Genomic DNA, 26,758 nt, shown 5'->3' with positions numbered 1-26,758 from the left:
TCTGACAACGCCTGTTACCAGATTGGAGCACCCCGGTGGCACGTGCCTACGGCGGCATCTCACCCGAGCAGCGCAAGGCTGAGCGCCGGGCGAAGCTGCTGCAGGCCGGCCTGGCGCTGTTCACCAGCACGGGCTTCGCGGCCACCAAGATCTCCGAGCTGTGCACCGAGGCCGGCGTCTCGACCCGCAACTTCTACGAGGAGTTCGGCAGCAAGGAAGACCTGCTCCGCGACCTGCACGACCTGATCAACGCCACGGCGTTCACCGAGGTCCGCACCTCACTCGCACAGCTGGAGACCGCCGACCTCACCACGCGCATCACGACCCTGCTGGACGTGTTCGTGCGCAGCGTGACCGCAGACCCACGTGCGCCACGGCTCAACTACGTGGAGGCCGTGGGGGTCAACGCGGAGATCGAGCAGCAGCACGTGCGCTGGGTGAACACGTGGGCGGAGTTCATCGAGTCCGAGGCGCTGCGCGCGGCGGCGGCCGGGGTGGCGCCGCAGCGCTCGTACCGGCTGACGGCGATCGCGCTGGTCGGGGCGATCACCGGGCTGCTGCGGGAGTGGCAGGCGCACGAACCGCCGCTGGGGGTGGAGGAGATCGCGGCCGAGATCCGCGAACTCATGTTGAGCGCGATCACGCGGCCCTAGCATCGGGCCGTGCGAACGGTGACCCGGCTCGTCATGGCGGCTGCGACCGTGGTCGGCTATGTGGCGTTGATGCTGGCGATCTCAGCGGGCATCGACCAGCGCGAGCGCACCGCCTTCGACGACGCCTCCGCCCAGCAAGCGGCGTTCCTCGCCGCCCTCGACCGCGGTTCCGCACCAGACGCCCGCGCGGTCAGCGACTGGTTCCGCGACCACGCACCCTCCCGCAGCAGGTCCCGTGCCTCGATCTCCCTCGGCACCGACGCGGCCGAGGCCGGCGACTTCGACCTCGCCCGCCGGTTCGCCGGAGACGTGCCCGCGAAGATCGAGGAGGACCGGACCACCCTCACCCAAGACGCCGCCAACGCCTGGACGCGTGCCACCCCGTGGCTGGTGACCGGCGCGGTACTCGGAGCCGCCGCACTAACCCTCCGCCACCGCCGCAAGGCGGCCAACGCCGAGGTAGTCGAACTGGTCGACCAGTTCGTGCCACCACGCCCGAGATGGCGGCGGCCGGTCTTCATGATGGTCACCGCGATCGGCTACACGCTCCTCATAGCGGGCTTCATGGCGGTCGTAGCGGTGACTCGCACCATGGAGATCCCCTGGGATGTCAAAGGATTCATGCTGATCGGCGGCGTGATCGCGATCGCCTCGGCGTACTACGTCCTGCGGTACTCACGCCCGCGGTCGGCCAAAGCCGCCGCGCAGGTGTTGCAGGCCGAGTGGCGCAAACCCGTGCTGTACCTCAGGGCTTTCGACGACGACCAGCACGCGGCGGTGGTCGACGGCATTCTCGGCTCGCTGGCGTCCGGGCTGCTGACGATCCACTCGCGGGAGGAGCAGCTGGTCGGCGCGCTCGGGGCGTTCGGACCGGTGATCGCGGTCGGGCGGCCGGGCGAGCCGTTGCCCCAGCTCGGCGCGGCACGGTTCTACCTGCCGTTCGACGACTGGCAGCCCGGCGTGCTGCGGCTGATGGAGCTGTCGCAGCTGATCGTGCTGCGGCTCGGCGAGGGCGAGGGGTTGCGGTGGGAGATCGAGCAGGCGCGCGCCACCCAGCCACCCGGCAAGCTGATGCTGCTCGTGCCGAGTAAACACATGTGGACGTCCGAGGTCGTTGTCTTCGATCGCGACTGGCAAGAGAGGGTCCAGCGAGTCGGTCCGTTCGCCGGCGAGAAGAAACGGTACGGCGCGCCGGTGTTCTACGTCGCCCGCGCGATGCAGGCAGCGCTGGAGTCCGTGGGAACGCGCCGCAGAGCGATGGGTATGAGGATCAACTCCAAGATGCTCGCGGTGTTCGGCAAGGTTCTGCTGCTGTTCCCGGCGCTGGTTCTGATCATCTTCTTGTTACGACTGATTTTCATGTGGTGACAACGCTTTCAGAGATCGATAGCGTCTGCTCGTCCGCCGCCTCCCTGCCAGCGAACGGACAGCCATGCGCAGATTCGTCGCCGCACTCTCGGCGCTCGCCCTCCTCTCCCCGACAGTCCCGGCCCACGCCCAGGAACCTCCTGCGGCGGCACCACCCCAGCCCGAGGTCATCACGCTGATCACCGGTGACCGGGTGTTCGTGCGCGGCAACGACGTCGAGGTCAAGGCCGCGGACGGGCGCGAGAAGGTGGAGTTCGTCCGGCACGATGACAACGATGACGCGTTCGTCTTCCCGGCCGACGCGGTCGACGACGTCGCGTCCGGACGGGTCGACAAGCGCCTCTTCAACGTCACCGCGCTCGTGCGCGAGGGGTTCGCGGGCAAGCCGTTGCCGTTGATCGTCAGCCACGACGGGCCGGCGATCCTGGGCGGCCGGTACCTCAGCAGCATCAACGCCACCGCGGTCACGGCCGACCAGGCGATCATGGCCACGAGCTCGGTCAGGAAGATCTGGCTCGACGCCAACGCCCGGCTGATCGACGACGAGTCGAACGCCCAGATCGGCGCACCCGCCGCGTGGCAGGCCGGCTGGACCGGCAAGGGCGTCACGGTCGCCGACCTCGACTCCGGCTACGACCCCGCGCACCCCGACTTCCAGGGCGTCGTCGTGGGACAGAAGGACTTCCTGACGGCCGGTGGCGCGAGCATCGACCAGCACGGCCACGGCTCGCACACCGCGGGCATCATCGCCGGGTCCGGCGCGGCCGCCGGCGGCAAGTACAAGGGCGTTGCCCCTGACGCGAAACTGCTGGTCGGCAAGGTGTGCGACCAGAACGGCAGCTGCCCCAACTCGGCGATCATCGAGGGCATGGAGTGGGCCGCGAGCAGCGGCGCGAAGGTCGTGAACCTCAGCCTCGGCGGTAGTGCGACCGACGGCACGGACCCGATGTCCCAGGCCGTCAACAACCTCACCGCCCAGACCGGCACGCTGTTCGTGATCGCCGCCGGCAACGCGGGCGCGGCCGGCTCGGTCGCGAGCCCCGGTGCCGCCGACGCCGCGCTGACGGTCGGCAGCGTCACCAAGGCCGACGCGCTCAGCCCGTTCTCCAGCCGCGGCCCGCGCGTCGGTGACGGCGCGATCAAGCCCGACATCGCCGCGCCCGGCAGCTCGATCATCGCGGCCCGCGCGGCCGGCACGTCGATGGGCACGCCCGTGGACGCCAACTACACCACCGCGTCCGGCACCTCGATGGCCACGCCGCACGTGAGCGGCGCGGCGGCGATCCTGGCCCAGCAGCACCCGGACTGGAAGGCCGAGCAGCTCAAGGCCGCGCTGATGGCCGCGAGCAAGCCCCTGGAACTGTCCGTCTACGCGCAGGGTGCCGGGCGGCTCGACATCGCGAAGACCGCGACCCTCACGACGTCACCAGCGAGCCTCTCGTTCGGGCTGATGAAGTGGCCGCACACCGGTCCCGTCACCAAGACCCTGACCTACCGCAACGACAGCGACGCGCCGATCGTGCTCGACGTCAAGGCACCCGCACCGTACACAGTGGACACGACCGCGCTCACGGTTCCGGCTCGAGGCACGGCGTCGGTGAACGTCACGGTCCCGACCGGGACCGAGGGCGACTTCACCGGCCGGATCGTCGCCTCGAACCCGACGCTCAGCCTCAGCACCGCGGTCGGCGGGTTCGTGGAGGGTGAGCGCTTCGGCCTGACCGTGAAGACGATCGGCCGCAACGGCGCCGTGCCGCAGATGTCGATCGGCAACATCGTCAACACGGCCACGGGCCTCGGCGTCGCGTCGATCTACGGCTTCAACCAGGGCGAGTACACCTATCGCCTGCCCAGGGGCACCTACGACGTCCAGGCGGCGCTCGCCGACCCGTACGTCGGCAACGTGGCCGGCGCCAGGTCGATCGTCGCGAAGACCGCGCTGAAGATCGACAAGGACACCGCGATCACGCTCGACTCCCGCACCGCCACTCCGCTCACCTCGGCGGTGCAGGGCGTGCAGACCACCTCCGAGTCCAACGACTTCGGCGTGAGCGTCGGCCGTTCGGGCGTCACCTACGTGACCGACGGGACCGCCCCGCTCTTCGCCACGCCGACCGGCAAGATCACCGACCGGGTCTTCACGTTCCACTTCTCCCCCGCGCTCGTCGCCGGGGCGGACCTGTGGCGCCCGATCTGGTGGGACAAGAACGGGATCCCGGACAACCTCGCGTACGTGGCGCAGCGCAAGGACTTCGCGCACGTGCGGGCGTCCTACGCGGCCGACAGGCCGGACACGATCGGCCTGCGGGGCGTGTTCGCTTCGTTCCCCGGCTCGTCCGGCGGCCTGATCCCGTTGCGCAACACGACGTTGCCGCTGGAACGCACCGAGCACTACTGGGCCTCCAAGGAGCTGACCTGGAGCAACACCCTGTACCACATGGAGATCCAGCCGGTGTACCGGTACGAGTCGGAGACGATGCTGCGCCGCACGTTCGAGAGCAAGAAGTACGAGGTGCGGTGGGGTCATGCCCCGGTCGGCCCGGCCACCGGCCCGATCGACCTCGGCTGGGGCGCGCGACGCGCGGCGGGCAAGCTGAACGTCTTCATCCCGCTGTTCTCCTCCGCCGGCACCGAGACCTTCCGGCAGTCGCAGAACGCCGCACTGACGGCGAGCACGACGCTCTCCAAGGACGGCAAGGTGATCGGCTCGTCCACGCTCCCGGGCTGGGGCTCGTTCACCGCGCCCGAGGCGGGTGTCTACGAGCTCAGGTCGCAGGCCGTGCGCACGCTGCCGTGGGCCACCACCGGCACGTCCGCCGAGGCCACCTGGAAGATCGCGGACAAGCTCGTCGACGGCCCGTTGCCGCTGCTCGTCGTGCGGACGTCCGCTGCCCAGGAGGCCCGTGCGGGCCGGTTGCACTGCCTGAAGGTGGACGTGCAGAAGCCGGCGGGGTCGCGGATCACCAAGCTGGCGCTGGAGGTCTCGTTCGACGACGGCAAGAGCTGGCGGCGCGTGCCGATCATCTCCGGCCACGCGTTGATCGCGCACCCCCGCACGGCCGGTTTCGTGTCGGTGCGGGCGACCGCGCAGGACCAGGCGGGCAACTCGGTCACCCAGACCGTGCTGCGTTCCTACAGCTTCAAGTGAGGCCGGTGGACGTCGAGCCACTCTGCGAGATCCAGCACCTGCTCCAGCGCACCACGGGTCTCGCGGTCCGGTTCGGCGTCCACCCGCCAGGCCCGGTCGACCAGTTCGAACACCGGGTGGTCGCTTGCCAGTTCCCGGTACTGGTCCCGCAGCACGGCGACGTACCGGCTGTCCTCAACGGACGGGTAGTTCTCCTTGCCGTCGAACGTCTTCAGCGACGACGGTGCGTTGTAGACGTACTCGACGAGCCGGTGGTCGGTGAACGGTGCCCGCGCTTCCAGTCCCGCCGCCGCGCTCATCCGGTCCAGCCGGTCGAGCAGCACCCGCAGGTACCGGGTGAGATGCAGGTAGGTCATCTTCCGCAGCCGCCAGTCCTGGTCCGCCTCGCCCGGCAGCCGGCCGATCTCCCTGATCGCGGTCGCGTAGCCGTCCGCGACGTACGTGTCGAGGTCGAGGATCTCGAGGACGTCCGGGCGCAGGAACGGTGCCCGCGAGCCGACCAGCCACGGGAACGTGTGCGCCTGCTGGACCATCGGTTCGTGGTACCAGGGGTGGCCGCCGAACAGTTCGTCCGCGCCCTCACCGGACACCACGACGCTGACCCGGTCCCGCAGCACCCGGCACAACGCCAGCAGCGAGAAGTCCAGATCTCCCGCGCCCTGCGGCAGATCCCGTGCCCGCACGGCATCGATCCGCAACTGCGCGAGCTCGACCGGATCCAGCACGATCTCCTCGTGCCCGGCGATCGGCGCGTCACCCCCGAAGCTCAGGGAGAACGCCGGGACCGCGGCCAGCGCGGCGATCGAACGGGAGTGCAGCACGCCGACCGGCACGTCCGAGACGAGCTGGCGCGCCACGGTGTCCTGCAACAGCCGGCGGATCTCCTCGGCCGTCTCCGCGTCGTCGTCCAGGTGCGGCGCGGTCTCCAGCCGCCAGTAGACGTGTTCGCGCAGGCCGGAGCGGTCGGCGGTGAGGATCGTGCCGGGCTTCACCTCGTGCAGGCCCTTGTACCCGCTGCGGCCGGGCGTGTGGGAGTGGGTGAAGAGCTCGCGCAGCCCGTCCGCGTCGACCTCCTTGCGGGACGCGGGATGCGCGAAGATCGCCTTGGGCTCGGAGCCGAACAGCAGGCCGTTGCCGACCGGGTAGTAGTGCAGCGGCTTCACGCCGAGCCGGTCGCGCACCAGGACCAGTCGCTGGCCGCGGGCGTCCCACAGCGCGAACGCGAACATGCCGTTGAGCCGCTCCACGACACCGAGACCCCACTCGAGATAGCCGCGCAGCACGACCTCGGTGTCCGTGCCGGTGGTGAACCGGTGGCCGCGGCCGCGCAGATCGGCGCGCAGCTCCTGGAAGTTGAAGACCTCGCCGTTGTAGGTGATCGTGACGTGCTCCACCGACATCGGCTGCGCGCCGCCGGCCGGGTCGAGCACCGCGAGCCTGCGGTTGCCCAGCGCCGCGTGTTTGGACGTCCACATGCCGCCCGCGTCGGGGCCGCGCGGGGCCAGCGTCGCGGTCATCGCGGCGAGCACGTCGTGCCGGATGGTGAGGTCCTGGCCGAAGCTGACCCATCCGGTGATGCCTGACATGGTGAAAGTGAACCGGCTCCGGCGCGGGTGAACGCCTAGATTGCCAGCCGGACCAGCAATTCCCGCAGGATTGCCAGTTCGCCGGGGGTCAGCGGAGCGTCGGTGCCGGCCAGCAGCACGAGCAGGGTGTCCGCCGCGGTGGCCAGGTCCGACTCGGCGCGCGTGGCCACGAGGACCGACCCGAGCACGGCCTCGCGGGTCCGTTCGGACAGACCGGGCAGGCCGGGCGAGGTGATCAGCAGGATCGTCGTGCCGACCGTGGCCGCGTGGATGGTCTGCACGGCGTCGTCCACCGGCATCCTCAGCAGGCCGGCCTCGCCGATCCGCGTGACGATGCGCCGCAGGATCCGTTCGCCTTCTGCGGCGGCGGGATGCGGCGCTGTGCGCGCGCCGCCGTACATCAGGCCGTAGAGGGCGGGGTTGCGCAGGCCGAACTCGACGTGCCCGTTCCACCCCCGGCGCAGGTCCTCGACCGGGTCAGCGGACTCGGCGCGTTCGCGCTTCTCGGCGAGGTAGCGCTCGAACCCCTCCGCGACGACGGCGTCGAGCAGGCCCTTCTTGTCGCCGAAGTAGTGGTAGACGGTCGGCGGCGTCACCCCCGCCGCCGCGCACACGTCGCGGATCGACGCGTCCACGCCCAGCTCGGTGGCCGCGTCGAGGATGCGCCGGCGCACCTGCGACTGCTCGCTCATATAACCACACTATAGCGGATGTTGCCACCGTTATACGAGGCCTGTTAGCGTCGATACTGACATCACGGTATCAGCGATAACCACCGGAGAGCCTCATGTCGCGCATCGCCCTCGCCACGCTGGTCACAGCGTTGGCGTTCCCCGCCACCGCCTACGCCCACCCCGACCATCCGACGGCTCCGGCCACGCCCGCGGCTCCGGCCATGCCCGCGGCTCCAGCCATGCCCGCGGTTCCGGCCTTGCCCGCGGTTCCGGCCACGCCTGCGGCTCCAGTCGCGCCCGCGGCTCCAGCCGCACCCACGGCTCCAGCCACGCCCACGGCTCCAGCCACGCCCACGGCTCCAGCCACGCCGACAGCTCCAGCCGTGTACGGCAGCGGCTGGCAGCAGCGCGCCCCGATCGCCGGCGGCCCGCGCCAGGAGCACAGCGTGGCTGCCCTCGGCCGGCACGTGTACGTGGTCGGCGGCATCCGCCCGGACGGCAACGGTGGCGTCGTCACCGTGCCGGACGTCGAGGTCTACGACACCCGCGCCAACACGTGGCGACGGGCCGCCCCGCTCCCGGTCCCGATGAACCACCCGAACGTCGTGGCGGTCGCGGGCAGGCTTTACGTCCTGGGCGGACTGTCCGGCGGCGCGTCGTGGCAGGCGCTGGGCGACAGCTTCGTCTACCACCCGGCGACCGACCGCTGGACCGCCCTGCCGCCCATGCCGAAGGGCATCGAGCGGGGCAGCGCCGCCGTGGGCGTGCACGGCACCCGCGTGTACCTGGCAGGCGGCATGCGCACCCTCACGCCCGGCCCCGGCGGCCTCCAGGACACCGTCGCCGACGTGCACTCCTACGACGTGATCACCCGCCGGTGGACCACGCTGCCGTCCCTGCCCGAGGCCCGTGACCACGTCGGCGGCGCGGTCGTCGGCGGCACCTTCTACGTCGTCGGCGGCCGCGACCGGGGTCAGGTCAACGTCCGCGACACCGTCTACGCCTTCCAGGGCGGCAGGTGGACCGAACGCGTGCCCATGCCCACCCCGCGCGGCGGGATCGCGTCGGCCGTGGTCGGCACGAAGATCTACACGTTCGGCGGCGAGGGCAAGGTCGTCAACGGCGTGAACACGGTCTTCGACGAGACCCAGGCCTACGACACCCGGCTCGACCGCTGGGAGAGGCTCGCCCCCATGCCGGTCCCCCGCCACGGCACCGCGGCCATCGGCGTCGGCGACACCGTCCACATCCCCGGCGGCGGCAACCGCGGCGGCGGCGCGCCGATGGACGTCAACGACGCCTACCGCCCGCGCTGAACCGACCCCCACCTCCCGTGCGTAGACCCTGACGTGAGTCGAATCGCCGTCTTCGCTCTGATGCTCGCCTGCCTCGGCGCCTGTTCCGCCCAGGAGCCCGAGGAGACCGCCTCGCTGGAGGAACTGGAGGCCGCGGCCGGACCCGTTGCGGGCCCGACCAAGGTTCTGCCGGGCGACATCGCGAAACTGCAGGTGGAAGAGTCGCCCGCGGTCGGCTCCGTCGTCGCCGACCGCGAGCACTACACCCTGTACTTCAACGAGCAGGACGGCACGAGCCCGCCCAGTTCCACCTGCCTCGAACCGGAGTGCACGCTGGTCTGGCCGCCACTGCTGGCGAAGGGCGGCCAGTTCGACGCCCCCGCGCTCGACCCCAAGCTGCTCGGCACGATGAAGCGCCCGGACGGAACGCAGCAGGTCACCCTGGGCGGCCGGCCCGTGTACCGGTACGTCGACGACGAGCAGGCGGGCGACGCCACCGGCCACGGGACCGACAACCGCTGGTTCGCCATCTCACCGAGCGGCGCCAAGGCCTCGCGCCAGTAGCGCCTGTTCACTCACACAATCCCCACCAGCCCCACTTTCCGACACGCGGGGAGCTTTCGTGCCCCAGGAGTGGACGAAAGGGCCCCGCGTGACAGAGGGCAAGCGGGGGCTGGTCGTGGTCGCGGCCGAAATTCCGGCGGCTCACGCTGAGCCCATCCGACCTCACCGGCTGTTCGAATGGGCAGCCGGGTTTGTCCGTTCGGGGTAGTTGAGCCGCCTCTCAACCGATCCGTTTGTACCGGAATTCGGGAAACCTGTTTCGCCCGGAACCGGTTTCGGCTACTAAGTATGAGAGCGCTCCCACACGCTGCCGCCGCACGAGCCCTCCGGAGACCACATGGATCGCGACGACGTGCCCTACCTCGACGCTGCTCTGCCGACCGCCGACCGGGTCGCGGACCTGATCGGGCGCATGACACTGCCCGAGAAGGTCGGGCAGATGATGCAGCTGGACTCGAGGGAGGACCTGGACGACCACGTGCTGCGCAAGCACGTCGGTTCGATCCTGCACACCTCGCCCGAACGGGTCCTGCGCGCGCACGACCTCACCAACAACACACGGCTGCAGATCCCGCTGCTCATCGCCGAGGACTGCATCCACGGCCACTCGTTCCACGAGGGCGCCACGATCTTCCCGACCCAGCTCGGCATGGCCGCGTCCTGGGACCCGGACCTGGTCGAGCAGGTCGCGCGCGTCACCGCCGTCGAGGCGGCCGCGACCGGCGTGCACTGGACGTTCTCCCCGGTCCTCTGCATCACCAGGGACCTGCGGTGGGGCCGCGTCGACGAGACGTTCGGCGAGGACCCGGTCCTGATCGGCGAGCTCGCGGCCGCGATGGTCCGCGGCTACCAGGGCGACGGCCTCGAGGACCCGACGGCGATCCTCGCGACCGCCAAGCACTTCGCGGGCTACTCGGAGACGCAGGGCGGCCGGGACGCCAGCGAGGCCGACCTGTCGCGGCGCAAGCTGCGGTCGTGGTTCCTGCCGCCGTTCGAACGGGTCGCCCGCGCGGGCTGCGCCACGTTCATGCTCGGCTACCAGACGACCGACGGCGTGCCGATCACCGTCAACTCGTGGCTGCTCGACGAGGTCCTGCGCGGCGAGTGGGGATACAAGGGCACCCTGATCACCGACTGGGACAACGTCGGCCGCATGGTCTGGGAGCAGAAGCTGCAGCCCGACCACGCCCACGCCGCCGCGGCCGCCGTGAAGGCGGGCAACGACATGATCATGACGACCCCGCAGTTCTTCGAGGGCGCGCTGCAGGCCGTCGAGGAAGGCCTGCTGGCCGAGGTGGACCTCGACCGCGCGGTCACCCGCATCCTGACGCTCAAGTTCGACCTGGGGCTGTTCGAGAACCCCCGCAGGCCCGACACCGAGCGCCAGCGCACGATGATCAACCACGACGAGCACGTCGCGCTCAACCTCCAGGTCGCGCGCCGGTCGCTCGTGCTGCTGCGCAACGACGGCGTGCTGCCGTTGCAGCAGCCCAAGGCCAAGATCGCCGTCGTCGGCCCCCTCGCCGACGACGCCCAGACCCAGCTCGGCGACTGGGCGGGCTCGTCCGGCCAGGCCGACTGGCTGCCCAACGGCCAGCCGCGCGACATGATCACCACGGTCCTGGACGGCCTCCGGGAGCTCTCGGCCGGAGAGGTCACGTACGCGCGTGGCGCGGACATCCTCACGCTCGTACCGGACCCCGCCGGCGACACGTTCCCCGACGGCCAGCCGCGGCCGGAGATCGTGCGGCCCTGCCCGCCGGACGCGGACCTGATCGCTGAGGCCGTCGCCGCCGCCGAGGCCGCGGACTACGTGGTGGCCGTGGTCGGCGACCGGATCGAGCTGGTCGGCGAGAGCCGTTCCACCGCCACGCTCGACCTGATCGGTGGCCAGATCGCGCTGCTCGACGCACTGGCCGGGACCGGCAAGCCGCTGATCGTGGTGCTGCTCGCGTCGAAGCCGCTGGTGCTGCCCGAGTCCGCGCGCAACGCCGCGGCGCTGCTGTGGGTGGCCAACCCCGGCATGCAGGGCGGCCGGGCCATCGCCGAGATGCTGCACGGCCTCATCGAACCGAGCGGGCGCCTGCCGATCTCGTTCGCGAGCCACGTCGGGCAGCAGCCGACCTACTACAACCAGATCCGCGGCCAGCACGGCACCCGCTACGCCGACCTCACCCAGGAACCGGCGTTCGCGTTCGGCGAGGGCCTGTCCTACACCACGGTCGAGTACGGCGACCTGCGCGTGGAGACGGCGGTGCTGCGTCCCGACGAGACCGTCCAGGCCTCGATCACGGTGACGAACACCGGCTCCCGTCCCGCGCGCGAGACGGTGCAGGTCTACGTCAGCGACGCCGTGACGTCGGTCAGCTGGGCGGACAAGGAGCTCAAGACGTTCCAGCAGGTCGACCTCGAACCGGGCGAGACCGCGACCGTGCGGATCGACCTGCCGGTCGCGGCCTGCTCGATCGTCGACGCTCAGGGGCTCCGGGTGGTCGAGCCGGGCGAGTTCGTCCTGCTGGTCGGTCCGAGTTCGAAGGAGCTCCGCAGTGCGGAGTTCACGGTGAAGCCTCAGTTTTAAGTAACACTGAAGTTATTGAGAGAACGAGGAACGATCGTGAGGTAGCGCGGAGGCACCTCCACCGCCCTCGTGATCGCCTTCTTCACCGCCGGGACCAGGTCCGCGTCGACCAGCGCGACCGCGGGCCTGCCCGGCGGATCGATCAGCATGCAGGCACCGCGCGCTCCGGCGGCCAGTGCGGCGCGGACCACCGCGTCCTGTTCCGGGTCGGGAACCTGGACGTGGTGGTAGGCGGTCATTTCGGCGCCGAGGTCCTCGGTCCGCGGGGTGAACGGCCTTTCCTGCTGCGGTTGCGGCCTGCGCACCCGCGTGTCGACGACCAGCAGCCGCTGACCTGGCAGGTCGAGCGGCACCGCCGGGGGTTCCTCGAACCGCTCGGCCGCGAGATCCCGCAGCGCCAGCCCGACCGCCGTCCGCAGCGCCTCGCCTGCCGACAGGCCACTGCCCTGTGGCAGGTCGACGCTGCACATCAACGTCGCGCCGCCCTTCGAGCCGGTCAGCGGTGCCGCCCACGCAGGAACATCTTGAGCTGGCAGCAGTGCCCGTTCGGTCGGCCGGTTCACCGAGACCAGTTCGAGCTTGCCGTCCTCACGCCGTTCGCCTGCCACGATGGCGCCCCACTTGGCCTGCACCCGCACCGCACCGCCGAGCAGGTTCAGCACGCCCGGCGCGTACCAGACACCGGTGGCCGGGCGGCCGAACGTCTGGCGGAACGCGTGCGGCACCAGCCTGAGCTCCGGCGCGATCTCCGGCCGGTCCGCGATGTCGATCATGCCTGCTGCACCGATTCCTTTTGGGCCAGGAGCCGGTAGGCGTTGCCGCGGTCGCTGCGGTGCGCCAGGAACCGGTTCACCGTCTGGTCCAGCGCCAGCGCGACGAAGAACGCCGGAATCCCCAGCGACCACACCAGGAGGCTCCTGGTCCGGCGCAACCGGACGCGTTCCGGCCGCCACGGTGCGGGCGTGCGTGGCGCGATGTTCCCCAGCCACAGCAACAACGCCAGCGTGAAGTCGTTGCACATGTGCGCTTTCGAGCGTTCCGTAGCCACGGTCTTGAGCCCGCGGTCGGCCAGTGCGTGCTCCAGGTTGCCGATCGGCATCATGTGCTGGTGCTGCGGCTGGAACCACGGCATCCAGTACTGGCCGAACAACCGCCCGAGCCCCCACTCCGGGTCCGGCAGCTCGATCAGCAGGTAGCCGCCGTCGGGCAGCACGTCCGCGGCGATGTCGAGCTCCTCCCACGGATCGCGCACGTGCTCCAGGTAGTGGTGCATGCTGATCACGTCGTAGCGGCCCTTGAGCTCGCCGGCGAAGTCCTTGAAGCTGCCCCGGTAGGACTGCTCGATCCGCCCGAGCCTGGCCGCGTCCTCGATCGCGGCGCCCTGGTCGAGCCCGTCGAACACGGTCGCGGGCAGCACCTCCTTGGCGCCCAGGCAGAAGTGCGCGTGCCCGGAGCCGACGTCCAGCCACCGCTCGGGTTTCGTGAACGGCTCGACCATGCGGGCCCGGCCGTAGTAGGGATCGGTCTTGCCGGAGAACACCGCCTCCGCCGACGTCTCGCCGAGGCCGTCGTAGAAGTCGCGGTAGTAGAAGCCCAGTCCCTCTCCGGACAGCCGGGGGTTCTGCCAGACGTGTCCACATCGGACACAGCGGTCCATCGTGAACTTGCCGGGCTTGCGCTGCACCAGGTCCGTGGCCGTCACCCAGCGGCGCAGGTCCAGGCTGCCGCACGACGGGCAGTCGTCGCGGCGCGCCTCGTGGAAGTCGCGATGCCGGTTCTCCTCGTACCAGGGCGCGGCCTGCTTGAGGTGCTCGGCCTGCCGGCGTTCGGCCGTGGACTTCTTGCCGTTCGCGGTCTTCACCCACAGGTACGGCGTGCGCAGGAACCGCGGTACCCACAGATCCCTTGGCTTGAGCGGCGTTCCGGCGAACACCAGGATCGGGTGCGCCCAGTACGCCGCCAGCGCGACCAGTCCCCACGGCCAGGCCGTGACCAGAGCGGTGACGACGGCCGCGTAGCCGATGACCGAGCCCGCGATCCACAGCGACGGCCGCTTGCCGAACTGCCGCAACGTGGCCGCGCGGTAGCCCAGGTCGTACGGCCCTGACCGCAGGCCGGGAGCGACCGCGATGTCCACCTGAGCGTGCACGTGATCCTTGACCCGGCGGACGAACGCCACGAACTCGGTGGGGTCGTCCGGGTTCACGTCCTCCTTGTACTGCGCGCTCACCAGCACGGCCTGCGAGGCGCTGATGCCCCGTGCCCACTGGTCGTCGCGGTACTTGGCCGGATCGACCGAGCCGAGCAGGTCGAGCGCCGCGACCGTCGGCAGGTCGCGCGGCACCAGGTCGACCAGATCGGCGTCGCTCTCCCACGAGCCCTCGGGATGGACACCCGTGGCGGTGAGAAGCGAGTGCTCGCCCGCGCCCGTGGCGAGCACTCGCAGCTTGGACGCGCGGGAACGCAGGCGCAGCACGTCCAACAGGACGACCAGCACCACCACCACGCTGAGGATCACCCGGCCACCACCTTTTCCAGTCGGTCGGCTGCGGCCGCTGCGCCGCCTGCCGCCAAGAACGACTCCCGCACCAGTTCCGCCGCGGTGGCGTACTCCGGTTCATCCAAAACGGACTCCAGCGCGGACCGGATGTCGGCCGCGCGAGCCCGTGAGTAGGTCAGCCGCACACCGGCTCCGGCCGCCACGACCTGGGCGGCGACGGTCGGCTGGTCGTCCCGGATCGGGGCCACGACCAGCGGCAGTCCGTGCGCCAGCGCCTCGCACACCGTGTTGTGCCCGCCGTGCGTGATCACCGCGTCGAGGTGCGGCATCAGCGCGAGCTGGGGCACCGACGGCAGCATGAGGACGTTCGGCGGCCCAGGACGCGGTTCGGCGACCATGATCACCTGGAGGTCGAGTTCCGAGACCGCCTCCAGCACCTGGCTGAAGAAGCGTTCGCCCGCCGGGCCGTTCAACGTGCCGAGCGAGACCAGCACCCGTCGCTTGCCGGTCAACCGCTCCCACGGGAAGTCCGCGCGTTCCACGCGATGGGCGAGTGCGGGCCCGACGAACGCGACCTCGTCCCCGAAGTCCTCCGCCACCAGCGACTTCGAGCTGTAGACCAGCACCAGCAGCTCCGAGAACCTGATGTCGCCACCCGCGAAGTCGTGCAGCATGTCCCGCACCCACGCGTCGACCTTCGGCATCGTCCTCAGTGGATTGACCAGCTCGGCCGAGGTGGACGCCGAGGTCACCCACGGCAGACCGGCGTGCTTGGCCACCAACGGCCCGGCCAGCGCCTGCTGGTCAGCGATGATCACGTCCGGGGCGAACTCCGCGACGGCGCCCGACACGCCCGGCACCATGGAGTGCCCGAGCGGGATGAGGAACTCCTCCCAGAAGAACTTCAGCACCGCCATCCCGCGCAACGCGAGCCACCGCTCCCGTTGCGCCCGGATGTCGGCTTCCAGGAAGTCGTCGATCGCGGGGAACACCACCGCGTCGTCCGGCAGCAGCGGCGTGAGCGTGCCCGGATGCCCGACCCACGCCACCTCGTGGCCGCGCGCCAGCAGCTCGCCACCGACCGAGGCGGTCGGGTTGACGTGCCCGGTCAGCGGCGGCACCACGAACAGGAACCGGCTCATGACGGCAACCAGTCCAGCAGCACGTCGAGCAGCTCGGCCGTCGCCTCGCGCAGCACCGTGTGCCCGAGCCCGGAGACGATGTGCAGCCGGCACGACGGGATCCGCTCGTGCAGCTCGGCCGCAGCCCCGATCAGTTCCGATTCGGAGCCGTACACCCCGAGCACCGGGCACCGCACCTGCGTCAGGTCGAGCTTCGCGCCGGAGCCGAGGTCGTCGATGAGCGTCGTCCCGTTGAGCAACGCGTTGGCGTTCACGGCGAGCCGGGCGATCTTGCGTTGCCCGAGTGCCATCAGCTGGTCCTGGGTCCGGTCGAACTCGAGGCCCAGCGCCGCGACCGTGAGCGTGTTCGTGATGTCCTCGAACCACGCGTCGCCGACCACTCCCCCGCACGCCGACTCGACGAGCACGACCCCGCCGACCCGTTCGGGCGCCTGGACCGCCGCGTGCATGGCGACGACGCCGCCGTAACTGTTGCCCAGCAGGTAGACCGGCTCGGTCACGCCGATCTCGTCCAGCACGGCCACGAGGTCCAGCGCGCTCTCCTCCGGCGTGTAGCCGGACGGGGGCCGCTCGGACAGGCCGTGCCCGCGCAGGTCGAACAGCACGGTGCCGTAGCCGCTTTTCGCGAGCGGCGCGGCGAGCGTGTAGTAGAAGCTGGACAGGTTGTCCATCACCAGGCCGTGCACGAACACCACGGTCGGATGCCCTGCTTGGTCAGACACTGCCGGCCCGAGCCGCTGCACGTGGAATCGCAGCCCTCGGGCGTGAACGTCAGACACGAGCCGTGATGTGGTCGACGAGGCGGCCTACGGACATCGCCATGATCTCGTCGATGTCCATGTCCGCCAGGAACGCCACGAGATCGACGCCGTAGTGGGCGTTGAGCTTGTCCGCCAGTGCGACGAACTCGATCGACTCCAGACCCAAGTCGTCGCTGAACGTGGTGTCGCGGGTGATCTCCACGCCCAACAGGAAGTCCGGCCCGACCACCTCGGTGATCAGCTTGGCGACCTGCTGCAGCACCTCGTCCATCACTTCTCCGTCTCCACCCTGGCGGCGGCTGTTCCTCGTTCGGCAACGACTTCGACCCGTGGCACGGCGAACGCGCCACGCACCCTGCAGGCGGCGTCCACGGTCAGTTCCGCCGGGTAGATCGGCCCGGCGCCGCGGTCCCACAGCCACGTGCGCACGGCGTCCTTCACCGCGATCACGCGCAGCAGCCAGTCACGTTGGGCCGGCACGTCCAGCCCGCCGTAGTGCCGTCTTTCGGCGGCGTTCAGGTAGCGGCGCATGATCAGGTCGCGGGTGGCGCTGTCCGCCCAGTTCTCCTTGACCCGCAGCCACTCCTCGTTCGGAGTGGACAGCATTTCGGTGCCCGGCCGCAGTTTCACCTGCCAGATCCGGTCGTCCGTGGTGAACCGGCGGGTGGTCCAGCCGCTGATCCGGCACCACAGCGCGCCGTTCACGGTCAGCTCGGCGTCGGCGACCATCTCCTGGGCGGTCACCGCGCGGATCCAGGCCGTGCAGTGGACGTCGCCGGTCGGCACCGGTCCGTGGAACGAGACCTGCTCGATCCCGGTCGGCAGCACTGTCTGGTCGACGGTGAGGCTGACCTGCATCCAGTGCCCGATCAGCTGCCCGGCGCTGTCGAGCAACGCTCCCGGCGCGGGCAACGGCGTGAGCACGCCGCTGATCCCGTTGTCCGCCAGCGACTCGATCTTCGTGACGCCCGCGAACGCCGGTCCGTGGAACATCCAGTTGTCCCGGTACAGCTCTGTGGCCTGGACCGGTGCCTCGCGCACGCCCTGCAGCTCTGTCTCGACCCGCTGCACCGGAACCGGTGCCATCAGCACGATGCCCTCAGCGAAGTCGCCGACCTTCACCATCACGCGATCCGCGCTCTCCACGCGGGCGGTGATCTTCGCGGTCGTCGCGGGCAGCGCGGTCAGCCAGCGCTTGGCCCTGACCTCGGCGAACCCGTGGACGGTGCCCCCGGTGAGCCGGCGGGCGGCGTCCGCGAACACCTCCAGCAGGCCGGTCGCGGGCACGATCGGGAACCCGTCGGCGAGGTCCGGCCAGCCGGGCGCCTGCGGGAACACCGAGTGGTCCACGAGCTCAGGCATGGTGCGCAACGAGAATTCGCGGGTGAACCCGGCCTCGTTGGGCCGCAGCGCGCCGACTACCTCGCGGGCCACCGCGTTCGTGTGTGCGAGCAGGGCGTTGACCGCGGCCGACATCGGGCTGTCGTCGGCCACCACCGCGGGTCCGGCGGCGATCGGGTCGAGCCTGATCCTCGGCGTGCCGAGCTGGAGCTTGACCCGGTGGGCGGTGCCGCGCTTGAGCCCGAACGCCCACAGCGCCTCCGGCGCGATGTCGGCATTCACCGCGAGGTGCGGCCGGTCGGACAGCGTGTCGCCGACGAAGCCGGGCAGGCTGCCCTGTCCGATTTGGACGAACGCGCGGAAACCCGCACCGTGCAGGCGTTCCAGCAGCGGCCGGAACCGCACCGGTTCCACCAGGTGCCGCAGGACCAGGTCGCGGATCTCGCCGGCGGCCATCGGTTCGAGGGAGTTCGCCGACCACACCGGGATGTCCGAGGCGCGGACGGGCAGCTGGTCGAGCATCTCCTTGGCGCGCCCGAGGTACGGGGCCAGCGCCGGGGTGTGGAAGCCGGTGCGGAACGGCATGAGCTGAGCCAGCACGCCGTTGGCCTTGAGTTTCTCGAGCACTGTCTCGAGGCGGTCGATCGGGCCGCAGATCACCGACTGGTGCGGGCAGTTGTCGTGGCTGATCGTGACACCGTCTGCGAGGTACTTCTCGGCGATGTCGGCCGAGCACCCCAGCGCGGCGTATGCGATATCCACGACCGCGACCGCGCCAGGTCCGAGCGCGCTGACGAACTCGTCGATCGTCGGGTAGATGCCGCCGACGACCATGGCGGTCCACTCGCCCATGCTGTGCCCGGCGAGCGCGCCGGGGGTGATGCCGAGCGCCATCAGCTCACGGGCCTCGCGGCGGCCGTCCTGCAGCAGCTTGACCGCGTGGTCGACGACCTCGCCGCTGAACTCGCGCTCGAAGCCGGGGAACAGGAACGCGACCTGGTCCGTGCCGGTCAGCAGCGGCTGTGGAGAGAACCAGATGTCGTGGCGGCCGGGCCACGCCTTGCCCTGGGCCAGCACCCGTTCGGCGAGCTTGAGCTTGCGCTCGTCGGGGTTGCCGATCGCGAGCCGGAACGCCCTGTCCGCACTGGAGGACCGGCGTTCCTGGAGCGCCTTGGCCAGTTCCTCGGCGGTGTCGGCGGCGAAGGTCATGACCGGCTTGCGCGGCTTGGCGACCGTGTGGCCGTCGAGCACGGCGTGCGCGTTGATCCCACCGAAGCCGAACGCGTTCACGACCGCGCGGTGCGGACCGGTCCAGTCCCTGGCTTCCTGGACCGGCGTGAACCTGGTGCCGTTGAGCGCCGAGTGCGGCTTGTCGACGTGCAGGGTCGGCGGCAACGTGTTGTGGTGCAACGCGAGGGCGGCCTTGATCAGCCCGGCCATCCCGGCGGCGGGCATCGCGTGGCCGATCATCGACTTCACCGTGCCGATGCCGATCTCGTCGCCGTCGGCGCCGAACGCGTTGATCATCGTCTGCAGCTCGGCCGCGTCACCGGCGGGCGTGGCGGTGCCGTGAGCCTCGATCAGGCCTGGTCCGTCGGTTCTCGGGTCAAGGCTCGCTGATGCCCAGGCCCGTTGCACGGCAAGGAGCTGGCCATCGGGGTTGGGCGTCATCATGCTGGTGGCGCGGCCGTCACTCGCGGTGCCGATGCCGCGGATCACCGCGTAGACGCGTTCGTCGCCGACGTCTTCGAGGCGCTTCAACACGACCATGCCGACGCCCTCGGACAGCAGCGTGCCGTCCGCTCCCGCGTCGAACGGCCGGATGCGCTCGCTCGGGCTGAGCGCGCGGAGCTGGGTGAAGACGCTCCACAACGTCGGGTGGTGGCAGACGTGCACGGCGCCGGCGAGCATGGCGTCCGCGCGGCCCTCCTGGAGCTCGCGGACGGCGTGCTCGACGGCGACCAGGCCGGACGCGCAGGCCGCGTCCACGGTGTAGGCAGTTCCCTTGAGGTCGAACCGGTTCGCGATGCGGGAGGCCGCGAGGTTCGGCACGAGGCCGATCGACGACTCGGGCTGTTCCGGTCCGAGCCGCTCGCGGATGGCCTGGCGCACCGACTCCAGGTCCGTGCCGGGGAAGAGGTCCCGGACGACCGACACGACCTCGTCCGCGAGCCGGACCCGCTGGTCGAGACGGGCACAGCCGGGCGTGAGGTAGCCGCCGCGGCCGACGATCACGCCGATGCGGTCCCGCGACGGCAGGGTCGTCTCGCCGCCGGCGTCCGCGATCGCCTCGGCGGCCGTCGCCAGCGCGAGCAGCTGGTCCGGCTCCGCGCCGTCCACTGTGGACGGCATGATGCCGAACCTGGTCGGATCGAACTCCGCCAGGTCGTCGACGAAGCCGCCCTTGCGGCAGTAGAACCGGTCGCCGGTGGTGCTGCCCTGGTCGTAGTAGGTGGCCGGGTCCCAGCGGCCGGGCGGGATCTGCCCGATCGCGTCGACGCCGGCGACGATGTTGCGCCAGAACGTCGTGGCATCGGGGGCACCGGGGAAGACGGCACCGATCCCGACGATCGCTATGCCTCCCATCGGTAGACCACCTGCACGTCCTCACCGGCGGCGATCTCGTTCAGCAGCGCGTCGGCGCCCTGTTCGGGATCGATCAGCCCGATGCCGCGGCGCGCGTACTCGCCGGCGAGCCCGACGGCCATCCCGGCACCGGCCCAGGGACCCCAGTCGACGGCGACAACACGCCGTTGGGTGCCCCAGAACCTGGCCATCCGGTCCAGCGCGTCGTTCGCGGCCGAGTAGTCGGCCTGGCCGCGGTTGCCGAAGACGCCGCTGACACTGCCGAACAGCACGAGGAAACCGTCGCCGAACGCCTTGGCACCGTTGACCTTGGTGGCCCAGACGCGGTCGAACGACTCCTGCGTCTTGTCGGCGATCAGCTTGTCGTCCAGCACGCCCGCGCCGTGGATCACGCCGTCGATGCGCCCGAACCTGGCCCGGATGTCGTCGAGCACGGCGGTCACGGCTGCGGTGTCGGTGACGTCGCACTCGTGGTAGCGCACCGAGGAAGCCGTGGCGCGCAGCCGTTCCATGGTCTGGCGGACTTCGCGTTCGGCGAGCACCTTGCGTGCCTTGGCCGGCACGTTCTCCTTCTCCCCCAGCTCGAACAGCGCCTTCACCAGGTCGGGCTCGGTGGTGGCGTGGCTGAGCCGGTGGTCCTCGGCCGCGATCGGGGTGCGGCCGAGGAGCTCGATGTGGCAGCCGGTGCGTTCGGCGAGCTTGAGCGCGGCCAGCGCGGTGATGCCGCGGGCGCCACCGGTCAGGAGCACCACGCTGTCGGCGTCCAGCTTGAGGTCACCGGTCTTGAGGCCTTGTTCTTCGGCTTCGATGATCTGGCGCCTGCCTGCCTGATAGCCGACGACCGCCGGGCCGGGGCCGATCTCGGTGAACAGGGCGGTGGCGATGTCGCGGTGGCTTTCCTTGGGGTTCACGTCGACCGCGCGCACCACGAGGTCCGGGTACTCGAGCGCGGCCGTGCGGATCAGACCGTGCAGGCCGATGTCCGCGGGCAGCTCGTCCGGGGTGTGGTCGAAGCCGAACGTGCCTCCGCCCGTGGTCACCACGAGGAGGCCGACCCCGCTCGTGACGCAGGTCTTGACCTCGCTGAACGCCTCCGGCAGTCGTCCGCCGAGCCGCACCACGACGTCGATCCCGGTCAGGTCCGCGGGGAAGGCGGGCTCGATGCGCGGGCGGGTGATGTGGCGTTCGAGGATGTCGGCCAGTTCGAGGCCGATGCCGTTGTCGTCGACGATCAGCACGGTCTTGCCGGTGAGGTCGGCGGGGTGCGCGGGCTCGCAGGGCACGACCTGCGGCACCAACCGCACGAGACGGCCTGCTGTTTGGGCGTCTGCAAGTACTACCAACTGCGAGTTGGTAGTACTTGCAGACGCCGTGCCGAACCAGCCGACGATTCCGTCGATCGTCTTCAGCTGGGCCAGTTCGTCGATCGCACCTGTCGCACCCAGTTCCTGGGCCAGCTCGCCGACGATCTCGGCGCGCTTGATGGAGTCGATCGACAGGTCGGCTTCCAGGTCCAGGCCCGGCTGCAGCATGTCGATCGGGTAGCCCGTGCGGGTGCTGATGGTCTGGAGGACGACGGCACGCACGTCCTTCGCCGGGGCTGATACCGGTGCGGAGACACCGAACCAGCCGACGATGCCCTCGATCGTCTTGAGCTGCGCCAGCTCGTCGATCGACCCCGTCGCGCCCAGCTCGGCCACCAGCTCGCCGACGATCTCGGTCCGCTTGATCGAGTCGATCGACAGGTCGGCTTCGAGATCCAGCCCTGGCTGGAGCATCTCGAGCGGGTACCCGGTGCGGGCGCTGATCGTCCGCAGCACCACCGCGCCCACGTCCTCCTGCGGCGCGGCCTGGGGTGCCGGGGCCACCGCGCGTTCGATGGCGGGCTGTACCGGTGCGGGCGCCGGTGCGGCAGGCGCGTTGCCGAGGTAGCTCAGCAGCACGTCGCGCTGGGCGCTGACCGCGTCCCGCATGCCGTCCAGGAACTTCTCGATGATCTCGTCGCGACTCAGCCCGGATCCCACGTGCAGCGTCGGGAACTCGGTGGCGGGCCGCAGCCCACCGGGTAGTGCGTCGCCGTTCGCGTCCCGCACGAGACCTCCATCCACGTACCAGGACGGCCGTGGCGGCACGGCCGTCGCCGGTTCGGTCCTGTCCTCGAACAGCGGCGCGGCGTCCACCTCGACACCGGCGACCGCGAGCTCCGCGAGCGTGCGCAGGAACGTCACGTGGTCGTCGCAGCGCAACGCCTGGTGCGGCCGGTCGCCGAGGGTCTTGCCCACCAGCGACGTCAGCACCCCGCCCGGTCCGGCCTCGACGAAGATCCGTGCACCCGCCGCGTACATCGACTCGATCTGGTCCACGAACCGCACCCGGCCCGCGAGCTGCGCGGCCAGTCCGCCGCGCACGTCGGTGTGCGGCTCGGCGGTGACGTTCGACCAGACCGGGAAACGCGTCTCACCAATGGAAACGGCCGCGAGACGGGCCGCGAACCGGTCGCGGGCACCGCCCATCAGCGGGCTGTGGAACGCGGCGGCGACCGGGATGTTCTTCACGGTCAGCCCTGCGCCTCGCAGCACCTCGACGGCGTTCTCCACAGCCTTGGTGGGACCGGAGATCACGACCTGGTCGGGCGAGTTGTGGTTGGCCACCACGACATCCGCGGGCAGCAGGGCCTCGACCTCGGCCACGGCAGCGGTGACCGCGGCCATCGTGCCGGGATCCTCGCCGACGGCGTCGAGCATCGCCTCGGCGCGTGCCGCGCTGAGGGCGAGCAGGTCGGCGGGCTCGAACACGCCGGCCGCGGTGAGCGCGACCAGTTCGCCGTAGCTGTGGCCACCGGCGAGATCCGGCCGCACCCCAACGGATTCCAGCAGCGCGGTGACCATGAGCCCGGCGATCCCGAGCGTCGGCTGAGCCATCCGGGTGTCGGTGATCGCGGCACGCTGGCTCGCCACGTCGTCGGCGGTCAGCGGGGCCGGCGGGAACATCACCCGCTCGTACCTGGGGTCCACGAAGTCCTGCAGTCGCGGGAAAGCCGTGACCAGGTCGAGCAGCATGCCCGGCCGCTGGCTGCCCTGGCCGGGGTACAGGAACGCGATCTTAGGCCGCTCCCCCGTCGTCAACCGCACGACGTCGGACGCCTGCCAGGCCTCGACATCAGCCAGGGCCTTCCGAAGACCGTCGTGATCGCTGACCACGAACGCCGCCTGAACCACCCCGCTGCCGCAAGCCGCGGCCAGGGCGCGCAACGGCGTCCGCGAGTCCACCAGAGCGGAGAGGCGGGCGGCTTCTCGTTGCGCGGCTTCGGGGTTCTCGCCGCGGATCAGGAACAACTCGGCCGGCCACACGGTCCGGCCGTGACGCGGCTCGTCGGCGCCGTCGTAGCCGGCGATGACGGTGTGGAAGTTGGTGCCACCGAACCCGAACGCGCTCACCCCCGCGATCCGGTCCCGCACGGGCGTGGCCCAGGTGCGGTGGCCGAACGCGAACGGGCTGGTCTGCGCGTTCCAGAAAGCGTTGGGCTGCTTGACGTGCAGCGTGCCGGGCCGTACCCCGGTGTGCACGGCCAGCGCCGCCTTGATCACGCCCGCCAGCCCGGCCGCGCACTTGGTGTGCCCGATCTGCGACTTCACCGAGCCGATCGTGCAGGTGCCGGGTCCGGCCGCGGAGAACATCTCGGTGAGCGAGGCCAGCTCGGTCCGGTCGCCCACCACGGTTCCGGTGCCGTGCGCCTCGACCAGGCCGACCGCCGTGACCGGCACACCGGCGGACGCGTAGGCCCTGCGCAGCGCCCGCTGCTGGCCTTCCGGACGGGGCGCGGTGAGGCCCAGCGACCGGCCGTCGCTGGACGCGCCGATGCCCTTGATCACCGCGTAGACCCGGTCGCCGTCGCGTTCCGCGTCGCTCAGCCGCTTCAGGACCAGGCATGCCACGCCCTCGCCGAGCGCGATGCCGTCCGCCGCCGAGTCGAACGTGGCGCACCGGCCCTTCGCCGACAACGCCTTGACCGAGGCGAACATCTGGTAGTCGTGCGCGCTGTTGTGCAGGTCGACCGCGCCGCACAGCACCATGTCGCTGGTGCCGCCGACGAGTTCCTTGCACGCCACGTCGAGCGCGGCGAGGCTGGACGCGCAGGCCGCGTCGACCGTGTAGTTGGCGCCGCCGAGGTCGAGCCGGTTCGCGACGCGGCCCGAGATCACGTTGCCCAGCACGCCGGGGAACGAGTCCTCGGTCAGCTCGGGCAGGTGATCGTCCAGGCCGCGAATGCCCAGGGCGGGCAACGCGGTGCGGATCGTGTACGCGTTCGCCAGGTCGGCACCGGCCTCGGCGCCGAAGATCACCGCGGTGCGTTCGCGGTCGAAGATCCGCGTCGCGTAGCCGGCGTCCTTCAGCGCCCTCGCCGACACCTCCAGCGCCAGCAGCTGCGCGGGTTCGATCGAGGTCAGCGACGTGGGCGGGATACCGTAGACAAGCGGGTCGAACGCCGTGCGCGGGATGAATCCGCCCCATTTGAACGGGCTGTTGTAGCGCTCGGGTGACCACCGGTCCGCCGGGATCTCGGTGATGGAATCGGTGCCCGCCAGCACGTTCGACCAGAACTCGGCGACGTCCCGCGCGCCCGGCATGATCGCCGCCATGCCGACGATGGCGACGTCCAGCGGCTCGGCGACGGTGCCGTGATGGGCGGCTTCCGGCAGCAGGCCGGAGACGATGTCCTCGTGCAGCTGGGCGATCGTGGTGCGTTCGGACCTGAGCGTCGCGACCTGGCCGATCATGAACATGCCCTCGCGGCGCTGTTCGTCCTCGCCGACCTCCACCAGGCCGTCATCGCCCCGGACGAGACCTCGGCTGGCCAGCCGGAGACGTCCCAGGTTGAGCTGTTCGAGCCGCTCCCAGCTCTCCTGCTTCGACAGACCGGTGAGTTCGGCCCGCGCCTGCTCGAAGGTGTCCACATAGGACGTCTGGGCGCACCGGACCGCGTGGCCCGGCGAGGTCTCCAGCAGCGCGGTGTCCTCGCACTCCAGTGCGATCTGCTGGAACACCGGCCGGATCGCGCCGTGCGTGACGGCTTCCTCCGTGAAGAGGTAGGCCGTGCCGATCAGGACGCCGATCGCCGCACCCCGCGCGGCCAGCGGCGCGGTCATCGCGGAGATCATGGCGGCCGAACGGGCGTCGTGGATGCCACCGGCGAACAGCGCGACGACGTCTTTCTCGCGGCCGCGCAGGACGTCGATCTGCTGCTGCCACAACGTGAAGCTGGATCGGGGGCCGGTGTGCCCGCCGCATTCGGAGCCTTCGAAGACGAACTTGCGCGCACCCTCGTCGAGGAACCGGCGCAGCAGCGCGGGCGACGGCACGTGCAGGAACGCCTCGATCCCGGCGTCCTCCAGCTTGCGCGCCTGCGTGGGCGTACCTCCGGCGATGATCGCGTACTTGGGCCGCACCTCCAGCACGGCCGCGAGCTGACCGGCCCGCAGCTCCGGCGGCGCGAACCCGAGCAGACCGACACCCCACGGCCGGTCGCCGAGCTTGTGCGCGGTGTGCTCCAGCAGCACGCGGACGGCCGCGCCCTCCATCAGCGCCAGCGCGAGGAACGGCAGCGCGCCGCCCTCAGCGACGGCCGCGGCGAACGCGGGCTGGTCGCTGACGCGGGTCATCGGGCCCTGCGCGATCGGGTAACGCAGTCCCGGCACGCGGTCGCAGAACGGCCCGCCGGCCCGGATCGAGCGGTGCTCGCCCGCCTGGGCGAGATTGTCCCGAATGGCCCGCTGAATCGCGCCGACGAGGCCTCCGACGGTGCCAAACGAGATGCGGTTGAATTCCGCGAACGCACCTTCCTGACCAATTTCAAGCGTGTTCTGACGAACATGAACACGTAACCCGTTGGTCACGGAGGTGTCGGCCCCGTCCATCATGCGGACCGTGTTGACAATTTCATCGGATAACTGTTTTCGAGCCTCTGCAAGGAGCGTGAGCTGCCCATCCAGGACCACTCCACGTGCACCGCCGGCGATTGCTGCGGCAGCCGTGCCGGGGCCGATCGAACCGGCCACCCAGACCGGCAGATCGGTCAGCGCGAGCACCTGCTGGAGCAACACGAATGCGGGCGAACCACCCACCCGGCCGCCTGCTTCAGCACCCTTGGCGATCAGCCCGGTGGCCCCGTACTCGATCGCCGCAATGGCCTCGTCCACCGAGGTGATCACCGCGAGGACGCGGCGTTCACCCAGCTCAGCCCGGTTCGGGAGGTATCGAACCAGATCGACCACGACGGTGTCGACGGCCTCGGGCAACGCGACCGTCAACGGCCCGTGCAGGCGCACCCCGAACGCGCGCGGGTGACGCGCGGTCACGCGGCGAAGATCAGCGGCGGCGCTCGGCCCAAGATCGAGCACGCCGAGGCCGCCCGCTCGTTCGGCCGCGACCACGAGGGCCGGGTTGGGGGTGCTGAACGGACTCAGGCACAGCACCCGTTCTCGATCCGACAGCATGTTCACTGCTCTCGCTTCCTCACCGTGCAGGGGTGGGGAGAAAGGAATTCAGCTCGGTTACTACTGGC

At 70.5% G+C, this 26,758-nt stretch carries 15 protein-coding genes; 6 read left to right on the top strand and 9 right to left on the bottom strand.

The window, feature by feature from the left end; all coding sequences use genetic code 11:
* Positions 1-35: 35 nt before the first annotated feature.
* From ACIA8G_RS02625 to ACIA8G_RS02615, 3 genes are all read left to right on the top strand, one after another.
* On the top strand, positions 36-653 hold the full coding sequence (locus ACIA8G_RS02625; RefSeq protein ID WP_396416492.1) for a TetR/AcrR family transcriptional regulator: 618 nt from the start codon (positions 36-38) through the stop codon (positions 651-653).
* Between the two features lie 9 nt (positions 654-662).
* Positions 663-2,021 (top strand): hypothetical protein, encoded by a 1,359-nt coding sequence (locus tag ACIA8G_RS02620; protein WP_396416491.1) that lies wholly within the window; start codon positions 663-665, stop codon positions 2,019-2,021.
* Between the two features lie 64 nt (positions 2,022-2,085).
* A complete protein-coding gene (locus tag ACIA8G_RS02615; protein ID WP_396416490.1) occupies positions 2,086-5,169 on the top strand; it encodes a S8 family serine peptidase in 3,084 nt (1,027 codons plus the stop codon).
* Here ACIA8G_RS02615 and ACIA8G_RS02610 read toward each other — a convergent pair.
* Both ACIA8G_RS02610 and ACIA8G_RS02605 read right to left on the bottom strand, forming a co-directional pair.
* A complete protein-coding gene (locus ACIA8G_RS02610) occupies positions 5,154-6,755 on the bottom strand; it encodes an asparagine synthetase B family protein (protein ID WP_396416489.1) in 1,602 nt (533 codons plus the stop codon). The two genes, ACIA8G_RS02615 and ACIA8G_RS02610, sit on opposite strands and share 16 nt — an antisense overlap.
* A gap of 35 nt (positions 6,756-6,790) precedes the next feature.
* Complete coding sequence (locus ACIA8G_RS02605; RefSeq protein WP_396416488.1) at positions 6,791-7,447, bottom strand: TetR/AcrR family transcriptional regulator; 657 nt, start codon at positions 7,445-7,447, stop codon at positions 6,791-6,793.
* Between the two features lie 95 nt (positions 7,448-7,542).
* Between ACIA8G_RS02605 and ACIA8G_RS02600 the strand changes: the two genes are divergently transcribed.
* From ACIA8G_RS02600 to ACIA8G_RS02590, 3 genes are all read left to right on the top strand, one after another.
* Entirely contained in the window at positions 7,543-8,745 is a 1,203-nt protein-coding gene (locus ACIA8G_RS02600) for a Kelch repeat-containing protein (RefSeq protein ID WP_396416487.1), read from the top strand.
* Between the two features lie 33 nt (positions 8,746-8,778).
* A complete protein-coding gene (locus ACIA8G_RS02595; RefSeq protein ID WP_396416486.1) occupies positions 8,779-9,288 on the top strand; it encodes a hypothetical protein in 510 nt (169 codons plus the stop codon).
* Positions 9,289-9,625: 337 nt separating this feature from the next.
* Positions 9,626-11,866 (top strand): glycoside hydrolase family 3 N-terminal domain-containing protein, encoded by a 2,241-nt coding sequence (locus ACIA8G_RS02590; RefSeq protein ID WP_396416485.1) that lies wholly within the window; start codon positions 9,626-9,628, stop codon positions 11,864-11,866.
* Here ACIA8G_RS02590 and ACIA8G_RS02585 read toward each other — a convergent pair.
* Genes ACIA8G_RS02585 through ACIA8G_RS02555 form a run of 7 tightly spaced genes read right to left on the bottom strand, consistent with a single transcriptional unit; the run spans position 11,863 to position 26,690 of the window.
* Positions 11,863-12,639, bottom strand: a complete 777-nt coding sequence (locus ACIA8G_RS02585) for a hypothetical protein (RefSeq protein ID WP_396416484.1) — start codon at positions 12,637-12,639, stop codon at positions 11,863-11,865. The two genes, ACIA8G_RS02590 and ACIA8G_RS02585, sit on opposite strands and share 4 nt — an antisense overlap.
* A complete protein-coding gene (locus ACIA8G_RS02580) occupies positions 12,636-14,384 on the bottom strand; it encodes a methyltransferase domain-containing protein (RefSeq protein WP_396416483.1) in 1,749 nt (582 codons plus the stop codon). Before ACIA8G_RS02580 ends, ACIA8G_RS02585 begins: the two co-directional genes overlap by 4 nt.
* A complete protein-coding gene (locus tag ACIA8G_RS02575) occupies positions 14,381-15,508 on the bottom strand; it encodes a glycosyltransferase (RefSeq protein ID WP_396416482.1) in 1,128 nt (375 codons plus the stop codon). Before ACIA8G_RS02575 ends, ACIA8G_RS02580 begins: the two co-directional genes overlap by 4 nt.
* On the bottom strand, positions 15,505-16,230 hold the full coding sequence (locus ACIA8G_RS02570; RefSeq protein ID WP_396416481.1) for an alpha/beta fold hydrolase: 726 nt from the start codon (positions 16,228-16,230) through the stop codon (positions 15,505-15,507). The genes ACIA8G_RS02575 and ACIA8G_RS02570 overlap by 4 nt, the downstream gene beginning before the upstream one ends.
* A gap of 49 nt (positions 16,231-16,279) precedes the next feature.
* Entirely contained in the window at positions 16,280-16,540 is a 261-nt protein-coding gene (locus ACIA8G_RS02565) for an acyl carrier protein (RefSeq protein WP_036014077.1), read from the bottom strand.
* Entirely contained in the window at positions 16,540-20,196 is a 3,657-nt protein-coding gene (locus tag ACIA8G_RS02560) for a beta-ketoacyl synthase N-terminal-like domain-containing protein (RefSeq protein WP_396416480.1), read from the bottom strand. The genes ACIA8G_RS02565 and ACIA8G_RS02560 overlap by 1 nt, the downstream gene beginning before the upstream one ends.
* Positions 20,184-26,690 (bottom strand): SDR family NAD(P)-dependent oxidoreductase, encoded by a 6,507-nt coding sequence (locus tag ACIA8G_RS02555; protein WP_396416479.1) that lies wholly within the window; start codon positions 26,688-26,690, stop codon positions 20,184-20,186. The genes ACIA8G_RS02560 and ACIA8G_RS02555 overlap by 13 nt, the downstream gene beginning before the upstream one ends.
* Between the last annotated feature and the right edge of the window lie 68 nt (positions 26,691-26,758).

It is taken from the genome of Lentzea sp. NPDC051213 (assembly GCF_044455585.1).
Lineage (GTDB): Bacteria > Actinomycetota > Actinomycetes > Mycobacteriales > Pseudonocardiaceae > Lentzea.
Note: the sequence above shows the minus strand (reverse complement) of the source record. Positions and strands in the feature narration are given on the sequence as shown.

Bases quoted from the DNA above. Each gene is read 5' to 3' on its own strand.
- ACIA8G_RS02555 (WP_396416479.1), bottom strand. From the start codon at position 26,690: ATGCTGTCGGATCGAGAACGGGTGCTGTGCCTGAGTCCGTTCAGCACC.
- ACIA8G_RS02585 (WP_396416484.1), bottom strand. From the start codon at position 12,639: ATGATCGACATCGCGGACCGGCCGGAGATCGCGCCGGAGCTCAGGCTG.
- ACIA8G_RS02565 (WP_036014077.1), bottom strand. From the start codon at position 16,540: ATGGACGAGGTGCTGCAGCAGGTCGCCAAGCTGATCACCGAGGTGGTC.
- ACIA8G_RS02600 (WP_396416487.1), top strand. From the start codon at position 7,543: ATGTCGCGCATCGCCCTCGCCACGCTGGTCACAGCGTTGGCGTTCCCC.
- ACIA8G_RS02575 (WP_396416482.1), bottom strand. From the start codon at position 15,508: ATGAGCCGGTTCCTGTTCGTGGTGCCGCCGCTGACCGGGCACGTCAAC.
- ACIA8G_RS02560 (WP_396416480.1), bottom strand. From the start codon at position 20,196: ATGGGAGGCATAGCGATCGTCGGGATCGGTGCCGTCTTCCCCGGTGCC.
- ACIA8G_RS02610 (WP_396416489.1), bottom strand. From the start codon at position 6,755: ATGTCAGGCATCACCGGATGGGTCAGCTTCGGCCAGGACCTCACCATC.
- ACIA8G_RS02605 (WP_396416488.1), bottom strand. From the start codon at position 7,447: ATGAGCGAGCAGTCGCAGGTGCGCCGGCGCATCCTCGACGCGGCCACC.
- ACIA8G_RS02615 (WP_396416490.1), top strand. From the start codon at position 2,086: ATGCGCAGATTCGTCGCCGCACTCTCGGCGCTCGCCCTCCTCTCCCCG.
- ACIA8G_RS02590 (WP_396416485.1), top strand. From the start codon at position 9,626: ATGGATCGCGACGACGTGCCCTACCTCGACGCTGCTCTGCCGACCGCC.